This window comes from Methanobrevibacter sp. (assembly GCA_022775905.1).
Classification (GTDB): Archaea; Methanobacteriota; Methanobacteria; order Methanobacteriales; family Methanobacteriaceae; genus Methanocatella.
The window spans coordinates 1-14,045 of sequence record JALFJX010000009.1 but is presented as its reverse complement, the minus strand read 5'-3'; the positions used below and the strand labels follow the sequence as shown (position 1 = coordinate 14,045).

The 14,045-nt window shown below is 30.8% G+C and carries 15 protein-coding genes; 9 read left to right on the top strand and 6 right to left on the bottom strand.

Annotated features, from left to right (window positions below; all coding sequences use genetic code 11):
• Positions 1–15: 15 nt before the first annotated feature.
• From cfbE to MR875_02085, 3 genes are read right to left on the bottom strand one after another with little or no spacing between them, the layout of a single operon-like run.
• On the bottom strand, positions 16–1,434 hold the full coding sequence (gene cfbE, locus MR875_02095) for a coenzyme F430 synthase (protein ID MCI6993646.1): 1,419 nt from the start codon (positions 1,432–1,434) through the stop codon (positions 16–18).
• A complete protein-coding gene (locus MR875_02090; GenBank protein ID MCI6993645.1) occupies positions 1,434–3,287 on the bottom strand; it encodes a bifunctional NADP phosphatase/NAD kinase in 1,854 nt (617 codons plus the stop codon). The genes cfbE and MR875_02090 overlap by 1 nt, the downstream gene beginning before the upstream one ends.
• A gap of 4 nt (positions 3,288–3,291) precedes the next feature.
• The gene (locus MR875_02085) at positions 3,292–3,753 is read right to left on the bottom strand and encodes an arginine decarboxylase, pyruvoyl-dependent (GenBank protein ID MCI6993644.1); all 462 of its coding nucleotides are present in this window, start codon (positions 3,751–3,753) and stop codon (positions 3,292–3,294) included.
• A gap of 129 nt (positions 3,754–3,882) precedes the next feature.
• On the opposite strand from MR875_02085, the gene MR875_02080 reads away from it, so the two are divergent.
• The 3 genes from MR875_02080 (at position 3,883) to speB (ending at position 5,636) form a co-directional block, all read left to right on the top strand.
• Complete coding sequence (locus MR875_02080; GenBank protein MCI6993643.1) at positions 3,883–4,188, top strand: hypothetical protein; 306 nt, start codon at positions 3,883–3,885, stop codon at positions 4,186–4,188.
• Between the two features lie 143 nt (positions 4,189–4,331).
• The gene (locus tag MR875_02075) at positions 4,332–4,730 is read left to right on the top strand and encodes a translation initiation factor IF-5A (protein ID MCI6993642.1); all 399 of its coding nucleotides are present in this window, start codon (positions 4,332–4,334) and stop codon (positions 4,728–4,730) included.
• 39 nt (positions 4,731–4,769) lie between these two features.
• Positions 4,770–5,636 (top strand): agmatinase, encoded by an 867-nt coding sequence (gene speB, locus MR875_02070; GenBank protein MCI6993641.1) that lies wholly within the window; start codon positions 4,770–4,772, stop codon positions 5,634–5,636.
• Between the two features lie 17 nt (positions 5,637–5,653).
• Here the strand turns inward: speB and MR875_02065 are convergent, their stop codons facing one another.
• Positions 5,654–5,932: a winged helix-turn-helix domain-containing protein gene (locus MR875_02065; protein MCI6993640.1), complete on the bottom strand. Its 279-nt coding sequence runs from the start codon at positions 5,930–5,932 to the stop codon at positions 5,654–5,656.
• A 225-nt stretch (positions 5,933–6,157) separates the two neighbouring features.
• Between MR875_02065 and MR875_02060 the strand changes: the two genes are divergently transcribed.
• From MR875_02060 to ade, 5 genes are all read left to right on the top strand, one after another.
• A complete protein-coding gene (locus MR875_02060; protein ID MCI6993639.1) occupies positions 6,158–6,712 on the top strand; it encodes a hypothetical protein in 555 nt (184 codons plus the stop codon).
• Positions 6,713–6,715: 3 nt separating this feature from the next.
• Positions 6,716–7,645: a zinc-ribbon domain-containing protein gene (locus MR875_02055; GenBank protein ID MCI6993638.1), complete on the top strand. Its 930-nt coding sequence runs from the start codon at positions 6,716–6,718 to the stop codon at positions 7,643–7,645.
• Positions 7,646–7,654: 9 nt separating this feature from the next.
• On the top strand, positions 7,655–8,470 hold the full coding sequence (locus MR875_02050) for a zinc-ribbon domain-containing protein (protein ID MCI6993637.1): 816 nt from the start codon (positions 7,655–7,657) through the stop codon (positions 8,468–8,470).
• A 103-nt stretch (positions 8,471–8,573) separates the two neighbouring features.
• Positions 8,574–9,794 (top strand): TIGR00300 family protein, encoded by a 1,221-nt coding sequence (locus tag MR875_02045; protein MCI6993636.1) that lies wholly within the window; start codon positions 8,574–8,576, stop codon positions 9,792–9,794.
• A 1-nt stretch (position 9,795) separates the two neighbouring features.
• Complete coding sequence (gene ade, locus MR875_02040; GenBank protein MCI6993635.1) at positions 9,796–11,511, top strand: adenine deaminase; 1,716 nt, start codon at positions 9,796–9,798, stop codon at positions 11,509–11,511.
• Here ade and MR875_02035 read toward each other — a convergent pair.
• Entirely contained in the window at positions 11,508–12,134 is a 627-nt protein-coding gene (locus MR875_02035) for a DUF447 family protein (GenBank protein ID MCI6993634.1), read from the bottom strand. The genes ade and MR875_02035 overlap by 4 nt on opposite strands.
• Before the next feature lie 90 nt (positions 12,135–12,224).
• Here MR875_02035 and MR875_02030 point away from each other — a divergent pair, with 90 nt between their 5' ends.
• Positions 12,225–13,235, top strand: a complete 1,011-nt coding sequence (locus MR875_02030; protein ID MCI6993633.1) for an SIS domain-containing protein — start codon at positions 12,225–12,227, stop codon at positions 13,233–13,235.
• Positions 13,236–13,272: 37 nt separating this feature from the next.
• Here MR875_02030 and MR875_02025 read toward each other — a convergent pair whose 3' ends face one another.
• Entirely contained in the window at positions 13,273–13,854 is a 582-nt protein-coding gene (locus tag MR875_02025) for an Hsp20/alpha crystallin family protein (protein MCI6993632.1), read from the bottom strand.
• Between the last annotated feature and the right edge of the window lie 191 nt (positions 13,855–14,045).

Here is a 14,045-nt window from a genome sequence, read left to right as displayed (position 1 = left end):
AGGAAATTACATTTGCTATCTTTGTTTTAATTTTCTGTAATCTGATCTATAAATGAAAAGAAGATTTTTATCATTTTTTAAGGCAATATTGTAAACCTCATTGTAATCTTCAATAATTTGACATTTCTTGGACATTTTTTTCTGAATTGAACTACCCACTTCTCCGGTTAAAATTATGTTGCAATTCATTTTATCTAAAAATTCGCTGACTTTATTTTCATTAATTTCTTCGCAGGTGATTCCATAATCCCCACCAATCGCAATTATATAGTCATCAGGATTGTCTATCATGTTAATGGATTCTTCTATTGCTTTTGTGTTAATTCCAGGATTAATTTCTTCGATTACTGTGATATTCTCTATTTGTCTTTTATTTGTTCTTCCAGGAATTCCCTTATAGTTTTCAATTCCATTAATTATTTTATCTTTTGGAATTTCTAAACTTAATGCAGTTAAAATAACTCCTAGAACATTGCTTACATTGTGTTTTCCAGGTGCAAAAGCAGTCAAGTTTATTTCACCTGAAACTATATTGTCATTAATTGTTTTAATATTCCTAAATATGATATTCATTTTAGTTTCGTTCAATGAATAACTGACATTATTTAAGTATAGGTTTGAAGTTTCATCAACTAATGAGAAGGTATTCATTTTTTCATGTTTTACATTAGAATAGTAAGTATCATAAGCTTCCTTTTGACAAACTACTGTATTGCAGTTAAATACTTGTTTTTTAGCTTCACTTGCACTACGTTTGCCTTTTGAAATAGGATAATTCTCAACAATATTGGTTAGCACTCCTACATCTCCAATACCACTCACTCCTAATGATGATTCAAAAAGGGCTGAGTTATATTTTCTTGCGTTTTCACCTTTGACAATTCCATTATCAATCCTGCAAATTGGATTAGCTATTTTGTATGCAAGGTCAATTGTTTCTTTGATGTTGGCTGGTGCTATTGAGATATTTTGTTTCAACATGATTTTCTTTTTGTTTTCATATAATATTGCACCAAGACTGGATAATATTAGTGGATTTTCATCAATTAAAATCTCTTTAAGCATAAAAACAGTTGAAGTTTTTCCTTTAACTCCTGTGATTTCAACTTTTGTTAAATCTTTTCCCCAGTCAACTAAAATGTCATGGATAATCTCATGGTGTGTTTGAAAAGTATAATTTAGGCGGGGATTATGTTTAATGATGTCTTTGAAGTCTAAGGGCATATGAATCGGGTAGATAACATTTATATCTCCCCTAAAATCTGCTAATTCATTTAGCTGTATCAAATCGACATTGTAAATGTTAAGCATTTTTGCATCAATATCATTTAATGTGTTGTAAAGATCATATGCTAATACATTTTTTCCTTCCTTTGCAAGGCTAATTGCAATTTTAACTCCTCCATGAGTTAAATCGATTACAAGATGATTCATTATTCGCACCTTGAATTCTTAGGCAATCCACCTTCATTTAATTTGTCTTTAACTTTTTCATAGAAATATTTGGTGGAAGTGCGGATGAAATAAGCATTTTTATCTGATTTTTTGAATTTGATTTCTTCTTCGTATGCTGCTTCTTCATTAATTTGGCCATCAATAACAAATACTGCAGTTTTTCCTTTTTTAAGTAATTTAACAGTAATTTCACTGCTGTCTGATACTACAAATGGTCTTGCTCCAAGTTTATATGGGCAAATTGGAATGATTACAAATCCTGCAACTTTAGGATCAACAATTGGACCACCAGCAGACATTGCATATGCTGTTGAACCGCTTGGGGTTGATATAATCAATCCGTCAGCTCTCACTTCTTCAATTATCTCTCCGTCAACTTGTATTTCAAAGTGCATCATTTTTGCAGGTTTGTCAGTCATTATTACTACTTCATTCATCACAGTATACTGATGATTTTCGTGTGATACAACGAGTCTGCTTCTTTTTTCTTTATAATAATCTCCTTTTAATATGGAATTTAATGCTTTAAATGTATGGGGTGTTTCAATTTCCGTTAAAAATCCAACTGTTCCCATATTTATACCAAATAATGGAATTTCAGGGTTCATTTTTGCCTGTGCTCTTAAAAGTGTTCCATCTCCTCCAAGAATTATTGCCATATCACAATCAAAGTCAAAAATCTTCTCTTCAAGTTGTTTGAAATCTATATTTAAATTGATATTATCAAATGCATCAGCCATTTCAGGATAATTTTCTTTTATATCTTTGATTATATTATTCAAATTCGGGTTATTTTTTAGTTCATTTAGTTTATTGGCTAATCTTTCTTCAATTTGAACTTCTCTACCATTTGTTAATAAGTAGTCAATAATCTTTGCAGCATAAAGTATTGGTCTTTTTTGATCAATTCTAGATACTACTCCAACTTTTCCAATAAAATCAGTTTGATTGTCATTTAGGATGTCAATCATTTGTTTGTGGAGTATCTTATTATTTGCAGCCACAATGATTGTTTTTTCATAAATACTTAATATGTTGTTTAGTTTTTGACCGTACTTGTTGGTGATGATACATCCTGCTTCTTCCAGGATTAATTTAGATGCAGCAATATCAATGATTCTGCTTCCTCTAAGGTCAAGAAATGCATCATATCTTCCACTAGCAACGTAAGATAATTCTAACACTACACTTCCTAAAACTCTCATACGACGAGCATTATCTACTAATTTGGATGCTTGTGATGTTCCGCTTTTGGTAAATCCTCCAAGGGTCATATCACTAATGTTGATTATATCACTTGGGTGAACCTCTTCATTATTTAACCAGCAGCCTTTTCCTTTTTCTGCTTCAAAAAAGTTACCGTTTGCAAAACTACTGATGAAACCAAGTTCCACATCATTTAAAGTTGCAACACGTCCTTGGTGCACGCTGGCAACAGCTATTGAAATACCGAATGCTGGAATCTCTTTGATTGCATTGTTGGTTCCGTCAACGGGGTCAATTAAAAAGATAAATTTTGGAATGTCATATTCTTCTAAATCTGTACGTCTAAGTTCGTCAGTAAGTTTGATGCTTCTTTTGGTTCCACGACCAAGTTTTAGCTCTCCAATTTCTTCACTAACAATGTATGATAGGACAGGTGCATTTTTTAAGATATTGATCATTTTATCTTCAGCAATTATGTCAATTAATGAAGTTGGAGTCCCGTCAGCTCCGATTTTTACTTTTTCACCAGACTCTGGTTTTCCAACATATGGTCTGATTGCTCTTGAAACTTCACGGATAATTGCATAAGATAAATCAGTTGCAATTTGTTTGTCTTTTGCATCCATTTTATCACTCTATAATTTCATCTTTCAAATAAACTACTGATGCAACTACAGATGCGATTTCACGAACAGTTGTTGTTGAATACTCAACTATTAAATCCTGTTTCATTTCAACTCCTCGTTTATCCATCATATAATTGACCATCATTTTTGCTTCTTCAATTAATTCATTGGGATCTTTGTTGATTCCTGTTGTTTCAACAACGCATCCTAATTCTTCACCAATAGCTACTGCAACGACAGCAGTTATTTGATCTCCGGGGTTATCTGAGGTTACATCTGATAAAACACAGTTTACCATAGCTCCTGCTTTGAGTTTAGGTAGCTCATTAATTTCAGCATTGCCTGCAAGCATACTAGATACTTTTATTAAGTTCACATCACCAATTCCAGCATCAGTTAATGCATTATCGAATGCGTTTAATTTACTTGGACCTTCATCTTTTCCAGATACAATAGCTATTCTCATTTTATCACTAATTTTAGATTTGTTTTTTATATTAAATAAATATTTAAATGATAAAAAAGTAATTAAATTTAGGTGTACCTAATGATTTTAAATAAATCCTTATCAATTATTTTATCTGCATGTTTTTTTATGTTACTTATGTTGATTGTATCTTCAATTATTGTTGTATTCTTTAATGGAAGTTCAGTTTCATATGTTGGTCTTATTTTTGTTGTAATTTTTTATTTTATGGCACGTATGTTCTATAATTACTTGAGAAATGATGAATTTTATAAAAACAATAGAAATCATTCAAGTGATGTGCCTGATGAAGATTATTTGGTTAAAGGTCCAAGGGATACTAAAAAAATATTTATTGTAATATGGGTTATTATTATTTTAATTTTGGCAGCTATTTCCCTGTGGTTGTATTCTTTCAATAATGGTTTAATTTAATTTTTTTTAAAATTTTTTTTATTTGTAAAATATGTTTATTTAGCGAATAGTTTATATAAAATGGAAAAGATAATTTATATTAATCTAGTAATATTCCTTATTACATAGGTTAAAAACCGGTTTTTATTTATGGAGGAAAAATTATGTCAACAAAAGTTGTAGAGATTAAAACCTTAAAAGTTGGAAAGTACATTGTTTTAGGCGGAGAAGCTTGTAAGATTATCAGTTACACTACTTCATCTCCTGGTAAACACGGAGCTGCAAAAGCAAGAATTGAAGCAGTTGGTGTTTTCGATAACCAAAAAAGAAGTTTAGTTAAACCAGTAGATAACAAAGTAGATATTCCTATTATTGATAAAAGATTAGGACAAGTTATTTCTATTCAAGGAAGCAATGTTCAATTAATGGACATGGAAAACTATGATACTCTCGATTTACCAATGCCTGAAGATTTAAAAGATTCTATCGTTGAAGGTATTGAAGTGGAGTACATCGTTGCTTTAGGAAATATGAAAATAATGAGAACAAGAGGATCTAACTAGATTCTTTCTCTTATTTATTTTTCCGTTTAAAGATTAATTATGCTTTTAAATACATACGAACCATGGAAATTTGCATTTTCTAGTGAAAATGAAAATATTAAAGAAAATTCATTTGGGATAATCGGAGTTCCCTTTGATAGTACTACTTCTTATCACTCCGGTGCACGTTTAGGACCAATTGTTGTAAGAGAAGCTTCATTTGGTTTTGAAAAATATAATGCTGTTTTTAATAAAGATTTAACTGCTACTTTTTATGATTTTGGTGATGTTAATGTAATTCCTGGAAACTGTGAAAAAACTTGCAAAATCATTGAAGACACTGTTAACGAATTAATTGAATTGGATATTAAGCCAATTATAATTGGTGGTGAACATTCCTCATCAATCGGAGCTATTAAAGCACTATATGAAAAATATGGTAAATTAACTGTTGTTCACATGGATGCTCACAGAGACCTTGCATTTGATTTTATTGGTGAGAAATATTCTCATGCAACTGTTATGAGAAGGGTTCATGAATTGGGCGCTGATCTGGTTCAGATTGGAATTAGGTCTTTTTCCAAAGAGGAGGACGAATTTGTAAAATCAACTTACAATATTCAAACATTTAAAAATAAAGACGTTCACAAGCACATGGATGCAATCGAATACTATCTGACAAATATCGGTGGTCCTATTTATATTTCAATAGATATGGATGTACTTGACCCGTCAATCGCTCCGAATGTTGGAAATCCTGTTCCTTGTGGATTATTTGTTTCAGAACTGGAAGATATTATCAGGACATTATCTCATAAGAACATTGTTGGTTTTGATGTTGTTGAAACTGCAAGCAATAGATTAGGTGATTCCACTGCGGTTGTTGGGGCTAAACTGATTTATGATTTTCTAACTTTAATAGAATAATATTCTTTTTTTAAAAATTAGTCTTTATAGTTGTGTTCGACTTTATTCAGATAATATTTGCCTTTATCTGTAATGGCATAAAACCTATATCGTTTGTCTTCTTCATTAAGACATTCCACCAGTTCGGCTTCTTTTAAGGTCTTTAAATATTTAGATACATGATTGCTATTATCGTCAATATCTTTACTAATTTTTGAGGGTATTTTATTTTCTTTTTCTAAAGATTTTAGAACTTTAATCCTTTTTTTAGAACGTACCAGTAAAGAAATGATGCTCATGTCATCTTTTTGTTTCATATTTCAGAATTTAAATTTTGGCTATTTAATAGATATCTATATGATATTAGCATGCTAATAGCAATGTTTATATTCTGTGTTTAATAAAATAATCAATACAAACTATTGAGGTTATGATATTTCAATAAAATTTATTTCATTCTAGAAAATAATAATTGAAAATCGAATATCTTTAACCATAAGAAGCAATCGTTGAGGAAAGTAGTTTATATTATAGGTGATAAAATGCTAGTTCGTAATTTAGATTTTCTATCTATTCCAAAAGAATTTGCTAAAGTAGAAGTTGAAATTTATGATAATAAATCTATTGCGTTAGTTTATATTGAACAGAAAGGATACTCTTTAGTTTTAAAAACTGATGAAAAAATTGATTCAGTGTTTTTACTTAAAACGGATATTCTTCCAAATAATGTTAATGACCACTCAGACAGGGAAGACTTTATTAATGTCTTAAAAATGTTGTTGGACAAAATTTACAGTGTTGCAGATATAAAAGAATATGAAAAACAGCACCAGGAGCATGTATTTTTAAGATTGATGGACATGTTGAATGATGGAAATGGAATTGAAATGATTAATGAGGACAATTCTCAAACATATAAAGACATTGAAAAGGGATTCATGAAACTGGAATTGGATATTATGGATAATAAAATCAATGCTTTAAATAGTTCTATTTCCGATGTTTCAAGTAATTTGGATTCAACCGTTAAAGATATGGAAGAAAAATCTTGGGGAAATAAACTTAAAAAGACTTTAGGAGATAATAATTGGGGTTAAATTATGGTTAAATGTCAAAATTGCGGAGCAGAAGTTGTCGGGTCTGATTTTTGTTTTAATTGCGGAGAAAAAGTTGAAAAATTTGAAGGCACTTCTGATGTTTGTCCAAAATGCGGAACAAAGAATGATAAAAACACAACGTTTTGCCGTGAATGCGGTCATAAATTGGAAAATGGTGCTGCCGTATCTTTCAAACAACAGGAATGGAATGCTAGGCGTGATGAAGTTCTTGCAAGATATGATAAACTTGCTGAAGAGTTTGGAATCAAAGGCGAAGATTACTTCTTAACTAGTGTAAAACGTTTCAACATGTTAGAAAAGACCACTAGTAAGCATAAAACCATTAATAAATATGTTGGAGGTTTTAATCCCGATTTATATGTTGGCAATGAAACAATGATTGATGGTTTTTTCCTAATTAAGGAAAATAAATTTGTTTTTATGGAAATTGATAACAGGGACTGGGAAAAGGTCAATGCAGGAATTAATAATTTTTATTTTGATAAAATAGTATCAATGAGGGTCACTAAAAGACTTGGTGATGAAAGCAGATATGAGGACATCACTAAAAGGGCTTGGACATCTCCTCATGATATCAAGCGTGACATTCAAAATAAAATCCAATCTCTTAAAGCAACACGATTTAAAGACATGATTGCAAACAATGATAGTGCAGACATGTTTGATAGATTGTTAATCAAATTAGTTGACAACACTTCTTATGAAATTAGACTTCCAAGTTTTGAATTTGGTCAGAACTTAGTGGATTTATATGAATCCTTAAAAGACAAACCACAAACAGTTGTTGTTCAAAATCAAGCTGCAGAACCTAGTAAAGCCCAACAATTAAAGGAATATCAGGAATTACTTGAATCAGGTTCGATTACTCAAGAAGAATTTGACAAATTAAAAGAACGCTTATTATTTGGATAGTGAAGCATCATGGTTAAATGCGGTAATTGTGGAATTGATGTTCCAGATGGTTTTGAAAGTTGTCCGAATTGTGGAAATGCCTATATTGAATCTGAAAATTTAAATTCCTCAAATAAAATTAATGTCATAAAATGTAGTAGCTGTGGTGCTGAAATAGGTTCTGATAATGAATTATGTCCTTCTTGCGGCAATAAACTTGAAAAAGAAGATAAAAATCTAAAATGTGAAAAATGCGGATCCGTATTGCTTGACAAAGTTTTGTTTTGTCCGACATGCGGTTCAAAGGTAAGTTTTCCAAATAAAACTGCTCAAATAAAAACATGTCTTAATTGTGGAAATGAAGTAGAAGAGGATGTTGAGTTTTGCCCAGAGTGCGGAACTAATGTAAATGTGGGTGTGAAAACTAAACATGAATCAGATTCTACTTCCCTTGAGGAGAAAATTAATTTGGAAAACATTATAAAACCATCCGTTATAGCTTTAATAGTGTCTATAGTTTTATCCATATTTGGATTATTAATCGGTTTTTCATGGTTTTCATTTGTAATGGCCATTATTTTGGCTGTAGGATTTTTTGCAGCACCTATTGATAATGAAGTTAATGCGAGTATATTCGGTTTTTTTGTCGGATTGATTTTAGGCATTTTAGAAAATCCGATAATCGGATTTATGTTTGGACCATTTGCTGCAGGTTTTTATGAAGGCTACTTTGGCAGCCATCTGATTATTCTGTTGATTTTAAGTGTTGTTGTAGCTTATGTCTCAAACATCTATCTAAAAGACAATGTCGAAGACATTATCACTAAATTCAAAAATATGCTCTAATTGACCATTTTTCATTTCTTTTATCTTTTTAAATCATAACCATACCATTAAATATTACCAAAACCAAATTTATATTATTAACTAAAAAATGGAGCATATTGTTATGAATAAAAGAACTATTGAGCTTTCAGGCCATATTATTGATTCATTGACTTTAACTAAGACAATGGGAATAATTATGGACAAAGGCGGAGAATTTGATATATTGGAAATTGATGTTGGACGTAAAAAATCAGACGTTAGTCGTGCAAAAATTGAAGTTTCAGCAGATTCTCCTGAATTGTTAGAATCAATCTTAGATGAATTATCTGTACTTGGTGCAGCAATTGATGATATTAAAGAAGTTAATCTCGTTGCATCTGTTAAAGATAAAGTTGCTCCCGAAGGTTTTTATTCATCATCTAATCATACAACTCATATTCTCTATGACGGAGATTGGATTCCTGTTGAAGATATTGAAATGGACTGTTTAGTTGTTGTTGATGAAGATGAAAAACGTGCTTTTGTAAGACCTATTGCTGATATTAAAGTTGGAGATAAGATTGTTGTTGGTTTAGATGGGGTTAAAGTAACACCACCTCACAGATCAAGAGATGAACAACAAGTATTTGAGTTCATGAACAGTGAAGTATCTTCAGAAAAACCTTTAATGAACTTAATTAATGGTATTGCTAATGAAATGAAAGAAATCAAAGCTAAAGGTGGGAAAATCGGTATTGTCGGTGGACCTGCTATTGTGCACACTGGTTCTGGTAAATACTTAGCAGCTCTTGTTAGAGAAGGTTATATTGATGTTATCATGGCAGGTAATGCACTTGCAACTCATGATATTGAATCAAACTTATTTGGTACTTCGTTAGGTATTGAAGTTGAAACAGGTAAAATTGTAGCTCATGGTCACACTCACCATATGAGAGCAATCAATAGAATCAATAGGTCTGGTTCTATTAAAAATGCAGTTGAAGATGGGACTTTAACTGGTGGAATCATGTATGAATGTATCAAAAATGATGTTCCATATGTTCTTGCAGGTTCAATACGTGATGATGGACCACTTCCTGATGTAATAACTGACACTGCAGAATCACAAAAGTTAATGAGACATCATGCTCAAGAAGTCGACATGGTAATTATGATTGCTACAATGCTCCATTCAATTGCAACTGGTAACTTGCTCCCTTCAAGAGTAAAAAGTATTTGTGTAGATATTAATCCATCTACTGTTACTAAATTATCAGATAGGGGAAGTGCACAAGTTGTCGGTATCGTAACAGATATTGGAACATTCTTACCACTTCTTTATAATGCATTACATGAGGAATAATATGGAATTTACAGCATACATTCTTGATGTATTGACTGATTCAGCATATCCTGCAAAAATTAATATTGCAGATGGTATTTTTAAAGAGATTACTCCTATCTCAGTTTCTGATGAAACTAAAATGGATGTGGAAGGATTATTACTTCCAGGTTTCATTGACTCACATATTCACATTGAAAGTACTATGCTTACTCCAGCACAATTTGCAAAAATTGCTGTAATGCATGGAACTACTTCTGTTGTATGTGATCCTCATGAAATAGCTAATGTTTGTGGAATTGATGGTATTGAATTCATGATTGAAAATGCCAGTCAAGTTCCATTTAATTTTTATTTTTCAGCACCTTCTTGTGTCCCCGCTACTTCTTTTGAAACATCTGGTGCTATTTTGGATTCTAATGATATAGAGTTTTTACTTAAAAAAGATGAAGTTGTAGCTTTAGGTGAAATGATGAATTTCCCTGGTGTCATCAATGCTGATGATGAGGTTATAAGAAAACTTGAACTAGCCAGACAGTATAAAAAACCAATTGATGGTCACGCTCCATTGCTTTCTGGTAAAGAATTGGATAAATACATTGAGCAATATATCGTTACTGACCATGAATGTAGTAATTTCACTGAAGCTATTGAGAAAAAGCAGAAAGGTATGAGAATCATGGTACGTGATGGATCTTCTGCTAAAAATATGGAAGCTCTTTTTGATTTTTCTGAACGTATTGAGTATTTGAAAAATCAGGATAGTTTTGGTATAATCCCAACTGAAGTTTTGGAAAGAAGAATTCATTCTCCTATATTTGATTTTATAGTAAGTGATGATAAGCATCCTAATGACTTGATTAATGGGCATTTGAATAAATCTGTTAAAAAAGCATCTGAATTGGGTGTGGATATAATTAAAGCCATTGAAATGGTTACAATAAATCCTGCAGCACATTATGGTTTGGATGCTGGTTCAATTGTCACTGGTGCAAAGGCGGATTTTGTTGTAATTGATAATTTGAATGATTTCAATATCCTAAAAACATATGTTGCAGGCCAATGTGTCTTTGATGGGGAAAATGTTTTGTTTGATGCTCCTGAAGTTGATGCAAAAAATTCCATAAATGCAACTAAAAAAACTGCAGATGACTTTGAGATTCACTTTGATGGAGAGGAATGTGAAGTTAATGTGATTGAATGTTATAATGGTGAATTATTAACCTCCAAATCCACTGCAAATTTAAAAGTTAAAGATGGAATAGTAAAACCTGACATCTATGAAGATGTATTGAAGATATCTGTTGTTGAGAGATACGGTAAGAATAATGTAACAAATGCATTTATTAAAGGATTTGGTCTTAAAAAAGGAGCTATTGCATCCTCAGTAGCACATGATTCTCATAATATTATTGTTATTGGGTATTGTGCTGAAATGATGGCTGAAGCTGTAAATATGATTATTGAAAACAAAGGAGGATTTGCAATAGCAAGCGAAGACTTCAACGAATCATTATCACTTCCAATTGCAGGACTTATGAGTAATGAAGATGCATTTGATGTAGCTCATAAGTTGGATGTGTTGCATAGGATGTCTTCTGCATTAGGTTGTAAACTTGACTCTCCATTCATGACTATGGCATTTATGGCATTATTAGTTATTCCTTCTCTCAAAATATCTGATTTGGGACTGTTTGATGGAGATTCATTCGAATTTATTGATGTTATTAAAAATTAAGGTTTATAACCTTTTTTTATTAACTCTTTTTTTATTTCATGCATTGCTTTTATATCTTCTTTATATCCTACTTTTACTACAACACGGTTTGCTTCCCTAAATCTTTTAATGTATTCTTCTTTTTTATCATCATTTACCATGTCAAAACGGGTTAAATTAGCTAATGATTCAATAACATATGCAAAACCTCTATTCATTGCATGAGTTGGTCTGTTAATGACTAATTCAGTAACTTTTGATTTTATAACAATTGCTTCGCCATTTTTTTTAATCGGATCACTTTGTTTCACTGCTTCAGTTAAACTGATTACATTACATTTAAAATAAGCATCAGCACATTTAAGTGAGTTATCTTCATTAAAATACTCTTCAGGTAAGTTTCCAAGGAGTGATACGGTAAATAAATTTGGATCATGTGTAATATTTACAATAAACTCTTTTTGAGATATTATGTTTTCTAATGTATGGCTTCCTTTAAAAATACGATTTAAAATTTTATTTTCACCTGCACATATTACTCCAATGGGTGCAGCATTTTTAATGTTTTTACTATTTTTTGTGGTGATGATTGTTTCGTACTGTCTTCCTTTTTCCATTCCGATTAAATTTAAATTTGTTTTCATTGTATCATGTAATATTTTTTTTTAAAAAACCTTTTTATATGTTGATTAACAATATATTATTAATATTATTTATTTTTAAGGTGCTTAGATATGAACTATAAAATGTATGACGAAATGATGGAGCAACCAGAATCCCTTAGTAAAACTTTCAAATCAGAGTTTTCTAAAATGGAAGATGTTTCTAGATTGGTTTCTGATGTAGAAAAAGTCTATTTAATTGGTTGTGGCAGTTCAATTTCAACTTGTTATAGTGTACGTGATGCAATTCGTATGTCTAGTACTAATATTGATATTGAAGTATTCACTGGCTATGAATTCTATTATAATAAAAGATTAATTGAAAATGAGAATTCTATTGCAATATTTACATCTCAATCTGGTGAAACTGCTGATACCTTAGCATCTCTTAGAAGATGTAATGAACTTGGAATTCACACTGTATCAATTTCAAATGAACCTGAAAGTTCAATGACTAAAGAAGCTATAACTTCAATAATAACTAGATGCGAAACTGAAACTGCAATTTTAGGTACTAAAACTTATATTACTCAATTAGCTTGTCTTTATCAAATTTTATTCTCAGTTAGTGATTATGAAAATAAAACTGAATTATTGGCTGAATTGCATGATTTGCCTAAAATCTTAAAAAAATTATTGGATATAACTGAAGATGAAAATAAAGCTTTAGCTGAAAAGTTTAAAGATGAAGATCTTTTCTATTGTTTAGGTAGTGGACCAAACTTCGGTCTTTCCTATAAATTGGCAATGACTATGCTTATGGAAGGAGCTATCAAACATGCTTGTCCAGTTTATGCTGCTGAATTTAGACATGGTTTAATTGAACGTGCTGAAAAAGATGTTCCAGCTATATTTTTAAGATCTGGTTTTGAATCAGATGTAATGACTGATAAAGCAATTGAATTTTCTAAAAATCTAGAATTAAACTATATTGTATATGATTTGGATGATTATGTTGGATTGGATAAATTATTGTCCCCATTCATATTGGTAATTCCATTAGAATGGTTTGTATATTATTTAGCACACTTCAACGGTGAAGATCCTGGTGCTACAAGACATATCGGAAAAGTCAGATATTAATTTTTTTTAAAATAAAAAAAGAGAAAAAATGTAGAGTTTATTCTACATTTACTTTATGTTTTGGTATAATTAATTTTGGAATAGTTATTTTAACAATTCCGTTTGAGAATTTTGCAGTAATTTTTTCAATGTCAATGCTGTTGGAGAATCTTACAGTTTTAACACATCTTCCAGTTTTAATAGCAGAAACAATTACTTCTGCTTCATCTTCTTCATCGAATTCTTCGATGTAAGGTTTGAAAGTGGTTTCAATGGTTAAATCATTGTCTCCTGCTTCAATTGAAATATCTTCTTTTGTAACTCCTGGAACAGCAGCTTTGATGAAATAGTTTTCTTTTGTTTCTACGAAATCAATGTCGATTGTTTGCACGGTTGCTTTTTTGTATTCTGAATATCTTTGGTCAGCGGTTTTTTGCATACTTTTAATGCTGTCTTTGAATTCATCTAAGCTTTTGTATAAGTCGTTAATGACATTATCTGCTATGTTTTTTCCTTTTTCTTTGGTTTCATCGAATTTTTCTTTAGTTTCGTTGATTTTTTCTTTGGTTTTTTCTTTTTTTTCATCGAATTTTTCTTTTGTTTCAGTAAATTCAGTATCAATGGTTTCAGAGTCTACCATAATTTTCACGTTCCTTAATTGATGAATTTTTTATGAGTGTGTAATACTTACTTTTTGTTAGTATATAAATTTATCTATTAATTACTTAAAGTTACTAAAAGGTAACTTCAGTAATATTCATCATCATCTTCTTCTTCAACAGGTGTACGGTCAATTTTCTTAATTTCATCAAATTTGGAATTAATCTTATC

Excerpts from the sequence above, each read along its gene's own strand:
- cfbE (MCI6993646.1), bottom strand. The coding sequence starts at position 1,434 with ATGAATCATCTTGTAATCGATTTAACTCATGGAGGAGTTAAAATTGCA.
- MR875_02090 (MCI6993645.1), bottom strand. The coding sequence starts at position 3,287 with ATGGATGCAAAAGACAAACAAATTGCAACTGATTTATCTTATGCAATT.
- MR875_02085 (MCI6993644.1), bottom strand. The coding sequence starts at position 3,753 with ATGAGAATAGCTATTGTATCTGGAAAAGATGAAGGTCCAAGTAAATTA.
- MR875_02080 (MCI6993643.1), top strand. The coding sequence starts at position 3,883 with ATGTTACTTATGTTGATTGTATCTTCAATTATTGTTGTATTCTTTAAT.
- MR875_02075 (MCI6993642.1), top strand. The coding sequence starts at position 4,332 with ATGTCAACAAAAGTTGTAGAGATTAAAACCTTAAAAGTTGGAAAGTAC.
- speB (MCI6993641.1), top strand. The coding sequence starts at position 4,770 with ATGCTTTTAAATACATACGAACCATGGAAATTTGCATTTTCTAGTGAA.
- MR875_02065 (MCI6993640.1), bottom strand. The coding sequence starts at position 5,932 with ATGAAACAAAAAGATGACATGAGCATCATTTCTTTACTGGTACGTTCT.
- MR875_02060 (MCI6993639.1), top strand. The coding sequence starts at position 6,158 with ATGCTAGTTCGTAATTTAGATTTTCTATCTATTCCAAAAGAATTTGCT.
- MR875_02055 (MCI6993638.1), top strand. The coding sequence starts at position 6,716 with ATGGTTAAATGTCAAAATTGCGGAGCAGAAGTTGTCGGGTCTGATTTT.
- MR875_02050 (MCI6993637.1), top strand. The coding sequence starts at position 7,655 with ATGGTTAAATGCGGTAATTGTGGAATTGATGTTCCAGATGGTTTTGAA.
- MR875_02045 (MCI6993636.1), top strand. The coding sequence starts at position 8,574 with ATGAATAAAAGAACTATTGAGCTTTCAGGCCATATTATTGATTCATTG.
- ade (MCI6993635.1), top strand. The coding sequence starts at position 9,796 with ATGGAATTTACAGCATACATTCTTGATGTATTGACTGATTCAGCATAT.
- MR875_02035 (MCI6993634.1), bottom strand. The coding sequence starts at position 12,134 with ATGAAAACAAATTTAAATTTAATCGGAATGGAAAAAGGAAGACAGTAC.
- MR875_02030 (MCI6993633.1), top strand. The coding sequence starts at position 12,225 with ATGAACTATAAAATGTATGACGAAATGATGGAGCAACCAGAATCCCTT.
- MR875_02025 (MCI6993632.1), bottom strand. The coding sequence starts at position 13,854 with ATGGTAGACTCTGAAACCATTGATACTGAATTTACTGAAACAAAAGAA.